The sequence below is a fragment of the Variovorax sp. PAMC28562 genome, from assembly GCF_014303735.1.
Lineage (GTDB): Bacteria > Pseudomonadota > Gammaproteobacteria > Burkholderiales > Burkholderiaceae_C > Variovorax.
Map to the genome: position 1 here is coordinate 4115265 of NZ_CP060296.1, position 19373 is coordinate 4134637.

Annotated in this window: 17 protein-coding genes; 3 read left to right on the forward strand and 14 right to left on the reverse strand. The window is 65.6% G+C overall.

The features are described 5' to 3' along the window. Window positions 1–8: 8 nt before the first annotated feature. The 6 genes from H7F36_RS19280 to H7F36_RS19305 form a co-directional block, all read right to left on the reverse strand. Window positions 9–2894 (reverse strand): cation-translocating P-type ATPase, encoded by a 2886-nt coding sequence (locus H7F36_RS19280; protein ID WP_187052292.1) that lies wholly within the window; start codon window positions 2892–2894, stop codon window positions 9–11. Then, the gene (locus H7F36_RS19285; RefSeq protein WP_187052293.1) at window positions 2891–4450 is read right to left on the reverse strand and encodes an SLC13 family permease; all 1560 of its coding nucleotides are present in this window, start codon (window positions 4448–4450) and stop codon (window positions 2891–2893) included. The genes H7F36_RS19280 and H7F36_RS19285 overlap by 4 nt, the downstream gene beginning before the upstream one ends. Next, entirely contained in the window at window positions 4447–5556 is a 1110-nt protein-coding gene (locus tag H7F36_RS19290; protein WP_187052294.1) for an Acg family FMN-binding oxidoreductase, read from the reverse strand. The genes H7F36_RS19285 and H7F36_RS19290 overlap by 4 nt, the downstream gene beginning before the upstream one ends. Beyond that, window positions 5553–6266, reverse strand: a complete 714-nt coding sequence (locus H7F36_RS19295) for a sensor histidine kinase (protein WP_261802402.1) — start codon at window positions 6264–6266, stop codon at window positions 5553–5555. Before H7F36_RS19295 ends, H7F36_RS19290 begins: the two co-directional genes overlap by 4 nt. Window positions 6267–6452: 186 nt before the next feature. Further along, window positions 6453–7280, reverse strand: coding sequence for a universal stress protein (locus tag H7F36_RS19300; RefSeq protein WP_187052296.1), 828 nt, complete (start codon window positions 7278–7280; stop codon window positions 6453–6455). A gap of 45 nt (window positions 7281–7325) precedes the next feature. Next, complete coding sequence (locus H7F36_RS19305) at window positions 7326–8036, reverse strand: sulfite exporter TauE/SafE family protein (RefSeq protein WP_187052297.1); 711 nt, start codon at window positions 8034–8036, stop codon at window positions 7326–7328. Between the two features lie 234 nt (window positions 8037–8270). Here H7F36_RS19305 and fnr point away from each other — a divergent pair, with 234 nt between their 5' ends. Further along, window positions 8271–8984, forward strand: a complete 714-nt coding sequence (gene fnr / locus H7F36_RS19310; RefSeq protein WP_187052298.1) for a fumarate/nitrate reduction transcriptional regulator Fnr — start codon at window positions 8271–8273, stop codon at window positions 8982–8984. 4 nt (window positions 8985–8988) lie between these two features. Here fnr and H7F36_RS19315 read toward each other — a convergent pair whose 3' ends face one another. The 8 genes from H7F36_RS19315 to H7F36_RS19350 form a co-directional block, all read right to left on the reverse strand. Further along, window positions 8989–9297, reverse strand: a complete 309-nt coding sequence (locus H7F36_RS19315) for a FixH family protein (RefSeq protein ID WP_187052299.1) — start codon at window positions 9295–9297, stop codon at window positions 8989–8991. An 18-nt stretch (window positions 9298–9315) separates the two neighbouring features. Beyond that, window positions 9316–10746, reverse strand: coding sequence for a cytochrome c oxidase accessory protein CcoG (gene ccoG, locus H7F36_RS19320; RefSeq protein WP_187052300.1), 1431 nt, complete (start codon window positions 10744–10746; stop codon window positions 9316–9318). Further along, a complete protein-coding gene (gene ccoP, locus H7F36_RS19325) occupies window positions 10743–11669 on the reverse strand; it encodes a cytochrome-c oxidase, cbb3-type subunit III (protein WP_187052301.1) in 927 nt (308 codons plus the stop codon). The genes ccoG and ccoP overlap by 4 nt, the downstream gene beginning before the upstream one ends. A 10-nt stretch (window positions 11670–11679) precedes the next feature. After that, window positions 11680–11817, reverse strand: coding sequence for a cbb3-type cytochrome oxidase subunit 3 (locus H7F36_RS19330; RefSeq protein ID WP_187052302.1), 138 nt, complete (start codon window positions 11815–11817; stop codon window positions 11680–11682). Window positions 11818–11828: 11 nt separating this feature from the next. After that, window positions 11829–12470: a cytochrome-c oxidase, cbb3-type subunit II gene (gene ccoO / locus H7F36_RS19335; RefSeq protein WP_187052303.1), complete on the reverse strand. Its 642-nt coding sequence runs from the start codon at window positions 12468–12470 to the stop codon at window positions 11829–11831. Window positions 12471–12488: 18 nt separating this feature from the next. Further along, entirely contained in the window at window positions 12489–13928 is a 1440-nt protein-coding gene (ccoN, locus tag H7F36_RS19340) for a cytochrome-c oxidase, cbb3-type subunit I (protein ID WP_187052304.1), read from the reverse strand. A 67-nt stretch (window positions 13929–13995) separates the two neighbouring features. Then, a complete protein-coding gene (gene ccoS / locus H7F36_RS19345) occupies window positions 13996–14133 on the reverse strand; it encodes a cbb3-type cytochrome oxidase assembly protein CcoS (protein WP_187052305.1) in 138 nt (45 codons plus the stop codon). Further along, window positions 14133–16487, reverse strand: a complete 2355-nt coding sequence (locus H7F36_RS19350; protein WP_410003047.1) for a heavy metal translocating P-type ATPase — start codon at window positions 16485–16487, stop codon at window positions 14133–14135. Before H7F36_RS19350 ends, ccoS begins: the two co-directional genes overlap by 1 nt. A 161-nt stretch (window positions 16488–16648) precedes the next feature. Between H7F36_RS19350 and hemN the strand changes: the two genes are divergently transcribed. Beyond that, window positions 16649–18067, forward strand: coding sequence for an oxygen-independent coproporphyrinogen III oxidase (hemN, locus tag H7F36_RS19355; protein ID WP_187052306.1), 1419 nt, complete (start codon window positions 16649–16651; stop codon window positions 18065–18067). A gap of 108 nt (window positions 18068–18175) precedes the next feature. Beyond that, window positions 18176–19369: an NAD(P)H-dependent flavin oxidoreductase gene (locus H7F36_RS19360; protein WP_187055099.1), complete on the forward strand. Its 1194-nt coding sequence runs from the start codon at window positions 18176–18178 to the stop codon at window positions 19367–19369. Window positions 19370–19373: the final 4 nt, after the last annotated feature.

Genomic DNA, 19373 nt, shown 5'->3' on the forward strand with positions numbered 1-19373 from the left:
GTCTTCTTTCAGCGTTGAACAGGTTGAGGGGCGTCGATCGATGCACGCAGCGGACGGCGCACGAAGCGCCCCAAGAGACGAACCACCAGCTTGCGAAACTCGCTGTACCAGAGCACTGCGCTCGCCATCGCGATGCACACGAGCCACTCGTCGAAGGAGAGCGGCGCGGTGCCGAAGGCCAGGTTGAGAAAGCCGAGGTGGACCACCGCCACCTGCAACAAGGCAGACAGCGCGACTGCGCCCCACAGCCAGCGATTCACGAAGAGATGCGAGAAGGCGCTCTTGCTGTCGGAGCGCGCGTTGAAGCAGTTGAAGAGCTGCGCCAGCACGAGCACGGTGAAGCCGGCGGTGCGGGCGGTCGCGAGGTCATCGCTTCCTTCGATCATGCCACCGGGCAGGAAGAGGTCGATGGTCAGCAGGGTGGTCAGCGCCATCACCAGGCCGATCTGCACCACGCCCGACCACATCCGCGCATCGATCACGCGTTCGGCGCGGCCCCGCGGCTTGCGTGCCATGACGTCGTCGGTCGGCGGGTCGACGCCCATCGCCAGCGCGGGCCCCGAGTCGGTGATGAGGTTGATCCAGAGAATCTGCGTGGCCAGCAACGGCAACGCGACCGTGCCACCACCACCACCAGCACCAACGCCGCCACTTCCAACCAACCCCAGCATGCCGGCACCGACCACGCCCAGGAACACGGTGAGCACCTCGCCCATGTTGGACGAGAGCAGGTAGCGCAGTGCCTTGCGGATGCTGTCGAAGATGCTGCGCCCTTCGCGCACCGCCGCGACGATGGTCGCGAAGTTGTCGTCGACCAGGATCATCCGCGCGGCCTCTTTGGTGACCTCGGTGCCGGTCACGCCCATGGCGATGCCGATATCCGCCGCCTTCAGTGCGGGCGCGTCGTTGACGCCGTCTCCGGTCATGGCGACGACGCTGCCATCGGCTTGCAGCGCGGCGACGATGCGCAGCTTGTGGGCCGGCGCCACGCGCGCGAAGACCGATGTACGGCGTACCGCTGCAGCGAAGGCGGCATCGTCCAGCGCGTCCAATTCGAGACCGGTGAGTGCGGTCGCACCAGGCTCGACGATGCCGAGGTCCGCCGCGATCCGGCTGGCGGTGCGCGGATGGTCGCCGGTGATCATGATCACGCGGATACCGGCGCGCACTGCCTGCCCGATCGCCACTGCCGCCCCGGCGCGCGGTGGATCGATGATGCCCACCGTGCCGACGTAGATGAGGTCACGCTCCAGCCGTTCATGCGACTGCGTTGCCGAAGGATCTTCCTGCGCGGTCAGCGGACGGTAAGCCACCGCCAGCGTGCGCAAGGCGGCGTCGGAAAGCGATTCGACGTCGGCCAGGATGCCGGCGCGCAACGCCTCGTCGAGCGCCACCACTTCCATGCCCACTCGCGCCCGGCTGCAATGGCCGAGCAACACGTCCGGTGCGCCCTTGGTGATCACCACGATCTGGTCGTCGTGCGCATGGTCGCGCTCGATGGTCGACATCATCTTGCGCTCGGAAGTGAACGGGATTTCGCCGATGCGCGCGAAGCGCTGTCGCCGCACCTCCGTCAGCCCCATCTTTCGTTCGGCCACCAGGAACGCCGCTTCGGTCGGGTCGCCATGAATCGACCAGCTGCCGCCGGCATCCTGATGCAGCCGTGCGTCGCCGGCCAGACTGCCGCCAGAAAGCACCACGGTGAGCTCGTCACGCAACGGGCCGGCTGTCACCGCAGCGCCCTCGTGCTCGACGCGACCCAGCGGCGCATAGCCCTCGCCAGTGATGCGGGCGCTGCCGGACGCGGTCATCACGCGTTCGATCGTCATTTCCGCGCGGGTGAGCGTGCCGGTCTTGTCGGTGCAGATGACCGATGCGGCGCCCAGCGTTTCGACCGACGACAAGTTCTTGACGATGGCGTTTTGCCGGGCCATACGCTGAACGCCCATCGCCAGCACCACCGACAAAATCGCAGGCAACCCCTCAGGCACCGCCGCTACCGCGAGCGACACGCCGAGCAGCAGCACGGCGATGACATCGGCGGCGCTGCGGATCTCGGAGATCGACAAGATCGTCGCCACCACGACCGCGGCGATCAGCACGACCGCGATGCCCAGCATGCGTCCGATGCGCGCCACCTCGACGCTCAACGGCGTCGGGGCCTCGACAGTCGCTTCGAGCATCTCGGCGATGGCGCCCATCTCGGTCTGCATGCCGGTGGCGGTGACGATTGCATGGCCCGTGCCCTGGGCGACAGCCGTGCCCTTGAAAACCATGTCGAGCCGATCGCCGAGCGCCGATGTGCCAGCCAGCTGGGCCACGTCTTTCAGCACGGCTTCGCTCTCGCCGGTCAGCGACGCCTCCAGCACCCGCAGCGACGCCGCCTGCAGCAGACGGGCGTCCGCGCCCACGGCATCGCCCTCACCCAGCACCAACAGGTCACCGGAAACCAGCTCGGCACTGGGCACGCGCAGCGTCTGGCCGTCGCGCACGACGGCCGATGTCACGGCGGTCATCCGCGCCAGCGCCGCCACCGCATCGGCCGCCCTGGCCTGCTGCGCATAGCCCAGCAAGCCGTTGACCAGCACGACCGCCGCGATCACCAACGCATCCAGCGGCCAGCCCTCGAAACCTTCGATGGCCCAGGCACCCACAGCGATGGCGATGGCGGCGAGCAACAGGTAGACCAGCGGGTCTTGAAACTGCGCCAGCACGCGACGCCATGTCGCCACGGGCGGCACGCCGCGCAGTTCATTCGGGCCATGCTCGGCGAGCCGCCGTTCCGCCTCTTGCGAGGTCAGCCCCTGCGTCGCATCGGCGCCGAGCGCCTGCAGCACTTGCCCGATTGCCAGTACCGACGGATCGCAAAGACCAAGGGCTTTTGGCGCACTCATTGCGGGCTCGACAGCGTCATGTACCCCATCCACGGCCAGTAGGTGAGCGAGAAAATCACCAGCAGCACCGCAGCCGCCAGAGTGACCATCAACCCGGTGCGAATGAAGTCGCGTGCCTCGAAGGTATCCGTGCCGTAGGCGATCATGTTCTGCGGTGCGTTCACCGGCAGGATGAAGCCGAAGCTCACGACGAACTGCAGCAGCATCGTCATGCCGATGACGTTGATGCCTGGTGTCTGCACCGCGCCCAGCACGCTGATCACGATCGGGATCATGGTGGACGCCAGCGCCGTGGCGCTCGCAAAGCCGAGATGGATGACGATGAGGAACAACGACAACAGCATCAGGATCGCGAAGGCACTGGCGTTCTGCAAGCCGAGGTGCTGCACGATCAGGTTGGCGAGCCAGCCGGCGGCGCGCGTTTGCAGCAGTGCCGTTCCCACGCTGATGCCGATGGCGAAGAGCACCACGGTGCCCCACGGGAAGCCTTTCTGCGAGGTCTTCCAGTTCATCACGCCCACGCGCGGGAGCAGCATCAACGCGATGGCGGCAATGGTGGTGGAAGCGGTATCGAAGTCGTGCAGCGCTTTTTCAGACGCCCAGAACCCGAGGAGCGTCAGCACGATGGCCAGCAGCTTCCACTCGTTCGCAGTCATCTTGCCGATGGCTTCGAGTTGCTGCCGAATCGTCTCCTTGCCGCCGGCGATCTCCGACATCTCCGGCCGCATCATCCGCGTCATGATGAAGTAGAGCGCAATGGTCAGCAGTGCAGAAAACGGCGCACCGGCAACGAACCATTCGGTCCAGCTGATGGTGGTCTGAAACTGCTTCTGGATAAAGCCGGCCGCCACCATGTTCTGCGCGGCCGCCGTCTTGATGCCGATGTTCCAGATGCTCGCCGTCTGCGCAGCGGTGATGACCAGCAGGCCGGCGAAGCGGCTCCGCTTCTCGACCTTGAAGGCCAGGATGAAGCCCATCATGATCGGCACCAGACATGCGACGCGTGCAGTGGTGCTGGGCACGATGAACGACAGTAAAAAGCCCACGACCATCGCGCCGATGACGATGTGATTGGTGCGTGCATCCACCCGCGACAACACCACCAGCGCGATGCGCCGATCGAGCCCCGTGGCCGTCATGGCCGCGGCGATGAAGCAGGCTGCAGCGACCAGTGCCACCGCGCTGTTCGAGAAGCCGGACAAGGCGAGGTTGAGTGCCGCGCCCGTGCCCATCGCCGCGGTTGCCGCCGTGGCCGACGTCACGGGCTTCGCCGCATCCGGCGTGAAGGCCAGCAAGAACACCATCAACGCGCCGATGACGACCGCGCTCACCGCGTAGTCGAGCGCCTCGGTCATCCAGACGATCACCGCGAAGGCGAGGATGCCCAGCATCATCTGCCCCGCGGCAGGGAGGCCCGTCGCGGCTGGCAGCAAGACGATCGCAACGAGCGCGATGAAGGCGGCGACCAGCCCGGCGCGCTTGACGACATCGCTGCCTGGCGCGACGGCGGGCGCAATCGCAGCTGCGATTACTTGCGCCTCGACTGCGGTGGTCATGCCAACACCGCTTCGAGCGGGCGCCGCAAGGACCGAGGCATCGCGGGTCCGCGACCGAAGCGCACGACGAGGTCGGGCCGCCGGTCGCCCCATCCAAAGGCACGCGCGAGCCCGGGTCGCACGCTCGCGACCTCGACCGGCTGATTCAGCATCGCATTGCGAATCCCCAGGGCGGTCGCCTGCAAGGCAAATCGCTCGTAGCAGCGCCCTGCTTCGATCCAGTGCCTCTTGTCGTTCTTCTCGGTGACGAAGACGGCGATGCCGGCGGAACTGCGCACCTGGCTCGCGTACTTGTCGTTCTCGCGCGCAGGCGTGAAGAAGCGGGCGAAGAGCATTTCGCCGAGCCATCGCGGCACCGTCGGATTGCCGGACGCACCAGAGAACAGTCCGTCGCCGGACCGAACGGCTTCCGTGTCGCCGAAGCGAAGCCATTGCTTGAGTTCAGCGACGAAAGCCGGGTCGTCGATCTGCCGCGTGTTGGCGTCCACGATGTACGCCAGCATTTTTTCTGTCGCGGCTTTGTCGCTGAGGATCACCATCTGAACGCCGTTGCGTGTGCCCGCGCGTTCCAGCAACCCAAGTTCGTCGACCGTCAGCGGGCGGCCGTCGTAGTCGGCGCGCGTGCACTGCCTGTCGAACATCGCCGCATAGAGGTCGGACTGGATCGCCCGGGTCGGCTCGAGCCGCACGCGCAGCGCGTCGCCCTCCATGCCTGCATCGAAGACGACATCGGCTTGCAGGCCATGCGCCGACGCTGCCTGCACCATGTTCTCCGCGGCACACCCGAGCGAGACGAACAGATGGTGATCGTCGGGATCGACGGCCGGGCATCTGCGCGACAGATCCGGAAGAATCGAGATGGACTGCGGCTGGATCGCGAACTTCCAGCACTGCGTGTTGTGGCTCGACGGCGCCAACGTGGCACAGCGGACCAGTTCTTCGAAGAGCGGCCGGCCAGTGGTCGCCTCGGTCGCATCCCGGTGCCAGGTGCTTTGCACCGCATCGGCATAGCTCGCCTCACGGCCATCGAAGGAGCAGGCGTTCAGGAGCACAGCGCCCACGGTCGCAAAGCGCCGTCGCGTGAGGGATGTCAGAGCCGGAGTCATGCGATCAATTTCGCGCTCTCGACCACCACCTTCGGCAACATCGCCATGACGTGCGTACCCTGCCCCTGAGCCGACGTGACTGTGAGGCGGCCGCCGCAGGCCTGAACCCGGTGGCGCATTCCGGCCAGGCCGTAGCGCGACGAAGCCACCTGTTCGATGTCGAACCCGATGCCGTTGTCGAGCACCTCGACCAGGATGTTCTTTCCCGCATCGACCAGGGTGACCGAAACCGTACTGGCGCAGGCGTACTTTCCGATGTTGGTCAGGCACTCCTGCACCAGACGATAGATGGCCAGCTCACTCGCATCGTCGCCGCGGGCCTCTTCGATCGCAGTCGTCACCGCAATCGTCGAACTCAGGCTGAAGTCCCGACACAGGATGGTCAGCGACGACGCCAGGCCCAGGTTGGCCAGCGACGACGGACACAGTCCCTCGACCACCCGGCTCTTCAATGCGATACCGCGACCGAGCATTTCCGCCAGATGCTGAAGGCGCCGATCGATCTCGGGCGACGCTGGGTCGAGACGCGACTTCAGGCACGCCACGTCGAGCTTGGCTGCTGTCAGGATGGCACCCAGTTCGTCGTGCAGTTCGCGGGCGAGCAGCGCGCGCTCCTGCTCGCGGATGCGCTGAAGGTGAGTCGCCAGGTCGCCGAGGTATCGGGCGCGGGACTCCCCTTGGGTCTGGATCGAATTGCGTTCGGGCGTCATCCGGTGGGTTCCTCGATCAATGGCTGAAAAGCGGATGCTCGCGGCGAACCGTGGTTGCCGGCATGCGCTCATCGCAGTCTGCTGCGTGCCGCGTTGCAGGGCTTGATGCAGATCAAGGCTCGGCGACCTTGGCCGAGCAAATGTCAAGAAGCCTCATGTGCGTTGACGCTGCTCTGGCTCGACCCCTCAATGCGACATCAACACAGGCAACGTCATGGATTGCAGAATCGTCCGCGTGACGCCACCGAGCACCCACTCGCGTGCGCGGCTGTGTCCGTAGCAGCCCATCACCAGCAGATCGGCACCGACATCCGCGGCCAGCGACAGCAGCTGCGCACCGGCGTCGCCGTCACCTTGCACGCCGGCCTGCACCGTCGCGGTGACGCCATGCGAATGCAGATAGTCCTGCAGCGAGCGCAGTTGCGACTCTGCCTCGTCGCCGTAGCAAACCGCATGCACGCGCGCCGCGCCGCGCAGCCAGGGCAACGCAGCGGACACCGCACGGGCAGCTTCGCGAGTCTCTTTCCATGCCACCAGCACCGTGCGCCCGACCGGGTCGACCGACCCTGTCGAGATGTAAGGCAACACCAGCGCGGGCCGGCCGCTTTCGACCAGCACGGTGGACACGAACTCGGCAGGCAGCTCGCCGTCGTAAGCGTTGTCGCCATCGCGCTGACCGAGTATCAAAAGGTCGGCATAGAGCGCGCGGCGACCGAAGCCCCAGGGCGCATCGCTCATCGGCTCGGCCCAATGCATGTGCGGCGAGTCGCCACCGGCAGCCATGAAGGTGGCGTACGCCTTGTCGCGCGATTGCTTGTCGAGCGCCAGCATGATTGCCATGGCTTCGGCTGCACCTTCGAGGGCGGAGGGGTAGCGCACCAGCGCAGAGAGCGTGCACGGCATGCCGGTCGCCTGGGCGCCGAAGGTCTCTGCCAGCTTGCGTGCGAGCTCGACGCGCGTGGCGGTGCGGGCTGAACTGTCGAGGTGAACCAGAATAGATTTAGGGGTTGTCATTGCAAATTCCTGAGTTGTCGAGGTATGAAATAGATACGACGTATTTCAGCGGCACCACACATCGATCTGGTGCGCAAGCTCGATCCAGACCGCCTGCACGGAGATGACCAGCAAGGCGACGCCGGCGAGCCGGGTTCCCCATTGCTGGCGCCATGCGCCCAAGCCGATGGCAAAGCGGTGCCAGAGCCAGGGCGCGACGAGCAACGACGCACCGCTGCCGGCCGCGAACAGCACCATGACGAAAGCGCCCTGCAGCGGGCCGTTGGCCAGACTCGCCAGCATGAGCGCGGAATACAGCAGGCCGCACGGCATGGCGACCCATGCAAGACCGGTCGCGAACACGCTGGCGGCAGAGCCCGTCAAGGCGCGCAATCGCTCTGCGAGCAGACGGCCGACCCGTTGCGACCACAGCGGCTGACGCCCGGTCACGGCCAGCACCGCGCCCCAGGCCATCACGACCACGTGGAACAGCATCCAGAGGCCGCGGAGCGCGGAGACATTCACGCTGGCCCACGTCAGGCTTTGCACGGTGGCAGCGGCCAGTGCGCCTGCTGCCGCATAGCCCGCCATCCGGCCGGCCTGGAGCAGCAACGGCGCCATCGGCAATGCAGCGGGCGTGATCGCGATGACGCCATGGCCGGGTCGAACTCCCACCCCACGCACGACACCCGCGCACGCCGCACCGCACATGGCCACGCAATGCGGACCACCCGCCAGTCCCATCAACAGCGCGGATGCGGCCAGTGCGGTTTGCATGATCAATACCGCTGCCGAAAGAGCGTGAGCAGCGCAAGGAACGCGAGCAACGATGGTCGGCGACAGCGGTTCATGGTGCTGCGACTTTGCGTTCGATCATTCGAACGCCACTTGATCTGCATCAACGCGGACACAAAAGCCGAACGGAGAATCGAGCGGAGCAGCGCGGCGCTTTCGCTTGCTTTGTCACGCTGCAAATTTCACCGCACCACCTGCCGCAAAGAGACAGCCGCCATGACACCTCAAACCATCAAAGTCGCATGCTCCAACTGCAACCTGCGCGAACTGTGCATGCCGGTCGGCCTCAACCCGGAAGAGCTGGCGCGCATCGACGACCTGGTGGCGACGCGTCGCAAGGTGAAGCGCCGCGAAACCCTCTTTCGCAATGGCGAGCGTTTCACCTCGCTCTATGCGATTCGGACTGGCGTGTTCAAGACTCGCGTGGCATCGGAGGACGGTCGCGATCAGGTCACGGGTTTCCAGATGGCCGGCGAGATCATCGGACTCGATGGCATCGTGAACGACCATCACACCTGCGACGCGGTGGCACTCGAAGACGCCGAGGTCTGCGTGATGCCGTTCGACCGCATCGAAGAGCTGTCGCGCGAGGTCACTTCACTGCAGCGCCATGTGCACCAGATCATGAGCCGCGAGATCGTGCGCGAGCACGGCGTGATGCTGCTGCTGGGCAGCATGCGTGCCGACGAGCGGTTGGCCGCTTTTCTGCTCAACCTCGTGGAACGCCTGTATGCGCGAGGCTTCTCGAAGTCGGAGCTGATGCTGCGCATGACGCGCGAAGAAATCGGCAGTTACCTCGGGCTCAAGCTGGAAACAGTGAGCCGCACCTTGTCCAAGTTCGTGGAAGACCGCATCGTCGAAGTCGACATGCGGCATGTTCGGATCCTCGACGCCGATGCTTTGCGCAGGATGATCAACCCGACGGTGTGAGGCGCTAGCGCGGCGGCGGCGGCGGCGACGGCATGTCCTGCACCGGCGTCGTGGTGTGGTTGCGGCCCTTTTCGGCCGACACCAGCGCCTTGTCGGCCACCGGCCCAGCCGACTTGCCCGCCAGCGTCCGATTGATTTCCAGGCCCTTCTGGTAATAGTTTTCTTCGACCACCGGGTCTGCCGTGCTGATCGCGATCCAGGCCGATGTCAGGCTGCCGACCACCACCACGGCGGGCAGGCCCAGCACGAGCCAGACCAGCGGGAATTTCCACCACGGTCCGGAGCTTTTGGAAGCAGGGAGAAGCGCGCTCATTTTCAAGTCTCCAGTCGGTTATCGGGGAATGAGGAAGACGGCCTTTTCAGAGACCTGCGAGACACCGTCGGCAGACCGCACGTTGAAGAAAACGGTGTGCGATCCGGGTGGTGCATCTTCTGCAGGCACCTGCAGCCGAACCGCCACCCAGCGCGACTCGGCCGGCCCGACATCGACCGCCTGGCTCGGCGTCGCCACGGCCAGCCCCCGCAGTCCGCTGGCATCGATGCGGTAACGCTGCGAGCGCTCGGTCGCGTTCATGATCTGCAGCCGATAGACGTTCTCGAGCTTGCCGCCATCGGCGATACGTGCAAGCGAGGTACGGTCGCGCACCACGTCGACCTTGAGCGGCACGCGCACCACCAGGCTCGCGAGCAAGCCGACGCACAAGGCCAACAGCACGGCACCATAGATCAGCACGCGCGGGCGAAAAACACGCCGCAGCACCTGCGCCGCGCTCCAGCCACCGGCCAGCCCGTTTTGCGTGGCGTAGCGGATCAGCCCGTGCGGCTGCGCCATGCGGTCCATCACCGTGTTGCACGCGTCGACGCACAAGCCGCAGCCGATGCACTCGTACTGCAGACCCTCGCGGATGTCGATACCGGTCGGGCACACCTGCACGCACAGGCCGCAATCGATGCAGTCGCCCAGGCCCTGGGTGCGTGCGTCCTGTGCCCTGGCATGCACGCCACGCGGTTCACCACGCGGCAGGTCGTAGCTGACGATGAGGGTGTCCTTGTCGAACATCGCGCTCTGAAAGCGCGCATACGGGCACATGTACTTGCAGACCTGCTCGCGCATGAAGCCGGCGTTACCGTAGGTGGCCAGACCGTAGAAGAAGACCCAGAAGACTTCCCACGATCCCATGCGCGTCTGCAGGAACTCCATGCCCAGCTCGCGGATGGGCGTGAAGTAGCCGACGAAGGTAAAGCCCGTCCACATCGCGATGCCGAGCCAGATGAAGTGCTTGAACCATTTCTTGACCAGCTTCTCGGCCGAGAACGACTCGCCGTCGAGCCGCATGCGGGCGATGCGGCTGCCCTCGATGCGTTGCTCGATCCACATGAACATCTCGGTGTAGACCGTCTGCGGGCACGCGTACCCGCACCAGAGCCGTCCGGCCACCGCGGTGAACAAGAACAACGACAGCGCCGACAGCACCAGCAGCCCCGACAGGTAGATCAGGTCTTGCGGATACAAGACCAGCCCGAAGACGTAGAAGCGCCGCGCGACCAGATCGAACAGCAGGGTCTGGCGGTCGCCCCACTGCAACCAGGGCGTGGCGTAGAAGAACAGCTGGGTAACGAACACCATCGCCCAGCGCCAGCGCGCGAACTTGCCGCGCACGCTGCGCGGATAGATCTTCTTGGTCGCTTCATAGAGCCCGCCGGCCTCCTCCGCCACGGGCACGATCGGAATGATCTTGCGGGCTGGAGCAGGCACGGTCATGGCAGTACGACAGGCAATGCAACGGCCTTGTTCGACAGCCCCCACACGTACGAGGCCACCACCTTGATCTGCGCTTCGGTCAGGCGACCTTCCTGGCCGGGCATGACGTTGTGCTTGCCGCCGTTGATCATCGCGACGATGGCGTTTTCGCCGAAGCCGTGCAGCCATATCTCGTCGTTCAGGCGCGGTGCCCCGATGCTCTGGTTGCCAACACCACCGATGCCGTGACAGGCCGCACAGGCGGTGAACTTCGACTTGCCCAGCCCGGCGCGCACCGAGTCGGTCGAGCGACCCGACAGGCTGAGCACGTACTGCGCGACGTTCTTAACGTCGTCCGGCGTGCCGACCGCGGCCGCCATGGGCGGCATCTCGCCGATGCGGCCCTTGGTGACGGTTTCGATGATCTTGTCCGGCGTGCCGCCATGCAGCCAGTCGACGTCCGTCAGATTCGGGAAGCCCTTGCTGCCCCGTGCATCGGACCCGTGGCACTGCGAGCAGTTGTTCATGAAGAGCCGCTCGCCGATGGCCATCGCCTTGGGGTCGCCGGCAATCCGCTCGACCGGCATCGTCTGGAATGCCGCATAAACGGGAACGAGATCCTTGTCGGCCTGGGCAACCTCGGCCTCGTACTGGCTAACGGCACTCCAGCCGAGCTTGCCGTTGAAGCTCCCCAGTCCCGGAAAAAAGGCCAGATAGACGAAGGCGAAGATGATCGTGATGACGAACAGCCCGACCCACCACATCGGCAACGGATTGTTGGCCTCGCGCAGGTCTTCGTCCCAGACGTGGCCAGTGGTGTTGTCGTCGGTCGGCGCGATGCGCCCGCGTGCCGTGATCCACAGCAGCAGACCGCAAGCCAGGATGCTGACGACGGCCGCGACGGCGACATAGTTGGCCCAGAAGCCACTGATGAAATCGTTCATGGCGTGTCTTTCAGTCCTGCTCGAAAGGCAGCTGTGCGGCCTCTTCGAAGCGGCGTGTGTTGCGGCTCGAATAGGTCCACGCGACGATGCCGATGAAGAGCACGAAACAGGCGACGGTCGCAAAAACGCGCAGGGTGGTGATGTCCATGGTCTGCTTCTTTACTTGAGCGCGAGGCCCAGTGACTGGAGGTAGGCGATGGTCGCCTCGAGCTCCGTCTTGCCCTGGGTGTCTGCGGTGGCCGATGCGATTTCCGCGTCGGTGTAGGGCACGCCGACACGGCGCAATGCGCGCATGTGAGCGGGCATCGCCTCCGCATCGACCTGGTTCGTTGCGAGCCACGAATAGGCCGGCATGTTCGATTCCGGCACCAGATCGCGCGGGTTGTTCAGATGAATGCGATGCCACTCGTCGCTGTACTTGCCTCCCACGCGGTGCAGGTCGGGCCCGGTGCGCTTGCTGCCCCACTGAAACGGATGGTCGTAGACGAACTCGCCTGCGACAGAGTAGTGCCCGTAGCGCAGCGTCTCGGAGCGAAAGGGTCGGATCATCTGCGAGTGGCAGTTGTAGCAACCCTCGCGCTGGTAGATGTCGCGACCGGCCAGTTGCAGCGCGGTGTACGGCTTCAGCCCGACGATCGGCTCCGTCGTCGACTTCTGGAAGAAGAGCGGCACGATCTCGACCAGCCCGCCGATGGCGATGGTGACCAGGATCAGCACGATCATCAGCAGGTTGTTGGTCTCCACCTTTTCATGGGTGAAGCCGGTTTTGAGGGCGGGCCGGGGGGTGGGTTTGGAAGACATGATTTTTCTTTGTGTGCTTCACGCATGCGCCAGGGCAATGGGCGGAATCGCAGCGCGAACCGAGCGGCCCGATCCCACCGTCATCCAGACGTTCCAGGCCATCACCAACATGCCGCCCAGGTACAACAGCCCGCCGATAAGGCGCACCACGTAGAAGGGATAGGTCGCCTTGACGCTCTCGACGAAGGTGTATGTGAGCGTGCCGTCGGCGTTGATGGCGCGCCACATCAGGCCCTGCATCACGCCGGCGATCCACATGGCGGCGATGTAGAGCACCACGCCGATGGTGGCCGTCCAGAAGTGCACCTCGATGGCGTTGACGCTGTACATCGTCGTGCGGCCGTACATCCGGGGGATCAGGTAGTAGAGCGAGCCCATCGAGATGAAGCCGACCCAGCCGAGCGCACCCGAGTGCACGTGGGCGATGCCCCAATCGGTGTAGTGGCTGAGCGCGTTGACGCTCTTGATGGACATCATCGGACCTTCGAAAGTCGCCATGCCGTAGAACGACAGCGCCACGATGAGGAAGCGCAGGATCGGGTCGTCGCGCAGCTTGTGCCATGCACCCGACAGCGTCATCACGCCGTTGATCATTCCGCCCCAGCTCGGCGCCAGCAGGATGAGCGAGAAGACCATGCCGAGCGACTGCGTCCAGTCGGGCAAGGCGGTGTAGTGCAGGTGGTGCGGGCCGGCCCACATGTAGGTGAAGATCAGTGCCCAGAAGTGCACGATCGACAGGCGGTACGAGTACACCGGGCGCTCGGCCTGCTTGGGGATGTAGTAGTACATCATCCCGAGGAATCCGGCGGTCAGGAAGAAGCCGACCGCGTTATGGCCGTACCACCACTGCACCATCGCATCCTGCACGCCGGCGTAGACCGAATAGCTCTTCATCCAACCCGCCGGCATCGACGCGCCGTTGACGATGTGCAGCAGCGCGACCGCGATGATGAAGGCACCGTAGAACCAGTTGGCCACGTAGATGTGGCGCACCTTGCGGCGGCCGATGGTGCCGAAGAAGACGATGGCGTACGCGACCCAGATGACCGCGATGGCGATCGTGATCGGCCATTCGAGTTCCGCGTATTCCTTGCCGCGGGTGAAGCCCATCGGCAGGCTGATGGCGGCCGAGACGATCACCGCCTGCCAGCCCCAGAACACGAACGACGCGAGCTTCGGTGCGAAGAGGCGAACCTGGCAAGTGCGCTGCACCACATGAAAGCTGGTCGCCATCAAGGCGCAGCCGCCAAAGGCGAAGATCACCGCATTGGTGTGCAGCGGTCGCAGGCGGCCGTAGCTGAGCCATGGCACGCCGAGGTTCAGCTCGGGCCATGCGAGCTGCGACGCGATGATCACGCCGACCAGCATGCCGACCACGCCCCAGACCACTGACATCAAGGCGAACTGACGGATGACCGTATCGGAGTAGGTCACCTCCGGGGTGTGGGTTGCTTGCATTCGGACTGCCTCGTTCATTGGACTGACCGAGTGTTCCCAAGTGCAGCCGCAAGCAGGTTGATGCAGATCAATCGTCGTGCAGAATCCGCTGCCCTTCGCGCTCCACGTCGTCGAATTGACCACTGTCGACCGCCCACCAAAGGCCGAAAAGGATGACCAGTGCGAGCACCACCGAAAACGGGATGAGCAGGAAAAGGATGTCCATCAGCGGCTGACTCCGGGTGCTGTCGCAGGACGTGCGGCAAGACGTCCGGCAGGCCTTGCGGCAAGGCGCGAAGCATTGCCGACCACCACCAGCGAGCTGACCGCCATGCCGATGCCCGCCAGCCAGGCCGGCATGAAACCGGCCAGCGCCAGCGGCACGCACAGCGCGTTGTAGCAAGCGGCCCACCACAGGTTCTGCCGCACCACGCGCATCGTGCGCCGCGCCTGAGCGATGGCGTCGGGAATCGACTGCAAGGCGCCGCCCATGACGATGAAGTCGGCCCGAGCCTGCGCGAGCGGTACCGCCCTGCCAAAGGCGAACGAGGCATCGGCGCGGGCCAGCACCGGACCATCGTTGAGGCCGTCCCCCACCATGGCCACGCGATGACCTCGGCCCTGCAAGATGCGCAGCACGTCGAGCTTGTCTTCAGGCCGGCAGTCGCCCTGCGCGGTCTGGATGCCGGCACGCTCCGCCAGGCTGCGAACCGCCGTGGCGCGGTCGCCGGAGAGCAACTGCACCGCGATGCCCTGCGCCTCCAGCGCAGCGATGGCGCCGATCGCATCGCTTCGCAAGTTTTCGGCCAGAACGAAGCTGGCGAGCCAGCCTTCGTCGTCGCTCAGATGGACCTGGGCGCTGTCGACATGCAAGGCAGCGACGTCGCAGAACGCGGCCGAGCCGAAGCGCACGGAGCGCGTGGGTTGACCGTGACCGTCGGTGCGACGCATGCGCGCTTCGAGCCCTTGCCCGCCGTGCTCGTGAAGTTGCACGATGTCCCAAGCCGGCGCCATGCGAAAGCGCTCTTGCCATGCCGCCACCAGCGCGCGCGAAGCCGGGTGCAGCGACTGCATGCCGAGCGCCGCCGCGGTCTCCACCGCGTCGCCCGGCTGCAGGCCTTGCCGGCAATAGACGCGGTCGAGCCGCGGCGTGTCGTCGGTCAGCGTGCCGGTCTTGTCGAAGACCACGGTGTCGACGGTGGCGAGCGCTTCGAGCGCCTGCAGCCGGCTCGACAGCACGCCGCAGCGCGCCAGTGAGCCCGCACTCGCGAGCATGGCGGCCGGTGTCGCCAGCGACAGCGCGCAGGGGCAGGTGACGATGAGCACCGCGACCGCGGCCATCAGCGCCTTGCCATGGTCGACGGGCCACCAGAAAACCAGCGCACCGGCGGCAGCCGCCAGCACCAGCAGCAGAAAGGGTCGGGCGATCCGGTCGGCGAGCCGGGCCAGCCGCGGCTTGTCTACCGAAGCGCTTTCCATCAAGGCGACGATCTGCGCAAAGCGCGTGCTCGACCCCAGCGCGTCGATGCGCACCTGAACCGGCGCATCCAGGTTGTGGCTGCCCGCCAGAACCTGCGCACCGCTGGCGCGCGGCATCGGTCGCGACTCGCCGGTCAGCAGTGCCTCATCGACCGATGTGTCGCCCGCCAGCACGATGCCATCGCCGGGAAACGCCTCGCCGGGCAGCACCCGCACGACGTCGCCGACTGCCAGCCGGCGCACCGCGATGCGCACGAAGTCGCCGTGGGCATCGCGCCGCTCGATGCTGTCCGGCAGCCGGTTCATCAGTGCCTCCAGCGCACCTGCGGTGCGGTCGCGCAAGCGGGCCTCGAGCCAGCGGCCGGTCAACAGAAAGAAGACGAACATGGTGAACGAGTCGAAGTAGACCTCGTGCCCGAGCGGACCGGTGGCATCGAATGTGGCCGCCGTGCTCACCGCAAAGGTGATCAGCATGCCGAGCGCCACCGGCAGGTCCATGCCGACACGTCGCGAGCGCAGGTCTTGCCATGCGTTGGCGAAGAACGGGCTGCAGGAAAAGAGCAGCACGGGCAGCGACAGTACCCAGGAGGCCCAGCGCAAAAGTTGCATCGAATCCGGTGCGATGTCGCCGGCATTTGCGATGTAGCCGGGGTAGGCGTACATCATCACTTGCATCATGCAAAACCCCGCGACCAGCCAGCGCCAAAGCGCTTTTCGCGCACTGCGTGCACGCTCGCCACGCGCAGCGATGTCGCCGGCCGGCACCAGCGGGTAGCCGGCTGCAGCAGAGGCCTCGAACCAGTGCGATGGCAGCACGCTCGCAGGCGACCAGACGATGCGCGCGCGTCCGGTCGCGGCGTTGACCTGCACCTCGTGCACGCCGCTCACGCGCGACAACGCCGACTCGACCGCGAACGCACACGCCGCGCAGTGCATGCCCTGCACCACCACGCGCGACTCCCACAGTGCGCCGTCGAGCGACTGGCCGAACGCGGGCCATTCGGCCGGGTCGTCCAACACCGACAGGTCGCTTGCGTCCGCGTTCATTCTGGCCATGGCGACAGCGGCGCCCATCGGGCCCGAAGGGAGTACAGCTTGCATGCGACGAGGCTAGCTCCGTGTGCCGATCGACCTGTTGATCTGCATCAAGGCCTGGCGTCACGGAGGTGAAGCTTGACGAGGGTCAAGATTTTCCCGAGGCGACCGAGGCACATTGAAAGTCCCGCCTCCTTTCGCGCCTTGCAACCTCAAGCCCTTCCGCAATGACTTCCATCGCCCTGGCAACGGACCTTCAAACTTCAGCGCACAGCGTCTCGGCCGAGATGCTGGCGCGCTTCGACATTGCCGGCCCGCGCTACACCTCGTACCCGACGGCCGACCGTTTCGTCGAAGCTTTCGGTGCCGATGACTACGGTGCGGCTGCAAGACAGCGCCGCCTCGGCGCGAGCGCACGCAGTCCCATCTCGCTCTATGTGCACATTCCTTTTTGCGCATCGCTCTGCTACTACTGCGCCTGCAACAAGATCGTCACGCGCCACGCATCGCGCGGTCGCGAATACCTGCGTTACCTGAGCAAGGAAATCGATTTGCATGTGGCGCGGCTTGGCCCCGGCACGCCGGTAAGCCAGCTGCATCTGGGCGGCGGCACGCCGACGTTTCTGAGCGACGAAGACCTGGCCGACCTCATGCGAATGCTGCGCGAGGCGTTCTCCTTTTCGCCTTCGGGCGAGTACGCGATCGAGATCGATCCGCGCACCGTCGACGCCGGCCGACTTGCCCACCTGGCGCGCCTGGGCTTCAACCGGCTGAGCTTCGGCGTGCAGGATTTCGATCCGGCCGTACAGCAGGCGGTGCATCGGATTCAGCCCGCGAAACAGGTGTTCGACCTGGTCGCATCTGCACGGCAGCTTTCGTTCCAGTCGATCAATGTCGACTTGATCTATGGGCTGCCGCGGCAGAGCGTGGCCTCGTTCGACCGCACGCTGGCGCAGGTGTGCGAGTTGCAACCCGACCGCATCGCGCTCTATGCCTACGCACATCTGCCCGATCGATTCAAGCCGCAGCGCCGCATCGCGACGAGCGACCTGCCGTACGCCGCGGTCAAGATCGAAATGCTCGCACGCTCGATCGCCGCACTCACTGAAGCGGGCTACGTCTACATCGGCATGGACCACTTTGCGCGCCCTGACGATGCGCTGGCCGTAGCCAAGCGCCAAGGTCGGCTGCACCGCAACTTTCAGGGCTACAGCACGCAGCCCGACTGCGACCTCATCGCGCTGGGCGTCTCCGCCATCGGACATGTGGGCGGCACCTACAGCCAGAACGCGAAGACGCTGGAGGAGTACTACGACCACCTCGACCAGGGCCGACTGCCAGTCGTGCGAGGGCTCGGACTGTCGCGCGACGACGTGCTGCGGCGCGCGGTGATCATGGCGATCATGTGCCAGGGTCATGTCGACTTCGAGTCGATCGGCATTGCGCATCTCGTCAATTTTCCGAACCACTTCGCCACGGAGCTCGCCGCTCTCGGACAGCTCGCGGCCGACGGGCTCGTGCAGGTCACCGACCACGATCTGACCGTGACCGACAAGGGCTGGTTCTTCGTGCGCGCGGTGGCGATGGTGTTCGACCGCTACCTGCAAACCGACCGCAAGCGCGCGCGGTTCTCCAGGATCATCTGACGACGACCGGGCACCTTTGAAAAGACGATGACCCCATTTTTGGAAACAACGCCGGTAGTCCGGCTCGATGTGCCCGCTTCAGAATCCGGTGCGACATGCAGCGCCGACATGCTCGCCAGCCTTGCCGCCGCCTCGGGCCTGCGCAACTGGCACCTGAAGGGTCGCGAACTCATCCCGGTCGTGCAGGGCGGCATGGGTGTCGGCGTGTCCGCTGGCGGCCTTGCAGGCACCGTGGCCGGGCTGGGCGGCATGGGCACGATCTCCTCCGTCGACCTGCGCCGCCTGCATCCCGACCTGATGGCGCGCACGGTCGACCGGGAAGCCGAGGCCGATGCGGGCGCGTGCATCGACGCCGCCAACCTGGAAGCGCTGGGCCGCGAGATCGCCAAGGCACGCGTCATTTCTGGCGGTCGCGGCCTCATCGCCGTCAACGTGATGAAGGCGCTCACCTCCTACGAGGCCCTGCTTCGCCATGCGATGGCCTGCGGCGTCGATGCGCTCGTGGTGGGCGCCGGCCTGCCGCTCGACCTGCCGGAGATCGCGCGCGAGCATCCCGACGTCGCGCTGATACCGATTCTTTCGGACGCGCGCGGCGTTCAACTCGTGGTGCGCAAGTGGGAGAAGAAAGGCCGCTTGCCCGATGCCATCGTGATCGAGCATCCGCGTCTGGCGGGCGGGCACCTCGGCGCCGCGAAGATCGCCGACCTGACCGATCCGCGCTTCGACTTCGACGTGGTGCTGCCGCAGGTGCTGGCGTTCTTCAAGAGCGCTGGTATCGAAGGCCGCATTCCGTTGATCGTCGCCGGCGGCATCGGCAGCCTGGAAGACATCCGGCGCCTGCAGGGTCTTGGCGCTTCTGCCGTGCAGCTAGGCACCGCCTTTGCCGTGACCACCGAGTGCGACGCGAACATCGCATTCAAGCGCGTGCTGGCCGATGCAGGGCCCGAAGACATCGTGGAGTTCATCAGCACGGCCGGGCTGCCCGCGCGCGCGGTGCGGACGCCCTGGCTGGAGAAGTATTTGCGGCTGGAGCCGCGGCTCAAAGACAAGGCGCACAAGAAAGAGCATTGCACGATGCGCTTCGATTGCCTGGCGCATTGCGGCCTGCGTGACGGGACCCCGACGTGGGGCCAGTTCTGCATCGACAAGACGCTGGGCCACGCGTTGGAGGGGCATACCGATCAAGGCTTGTTCTTCAGAGGCGCGGGGCGCTTGCCGTTCGGGGGCGAGATCCGGCCTGTCGGGGAACTCATGCGGTGGCTGTTGGGGGGCATCCGGCCGACCGTGCCGACGGTTCGCTGACAGG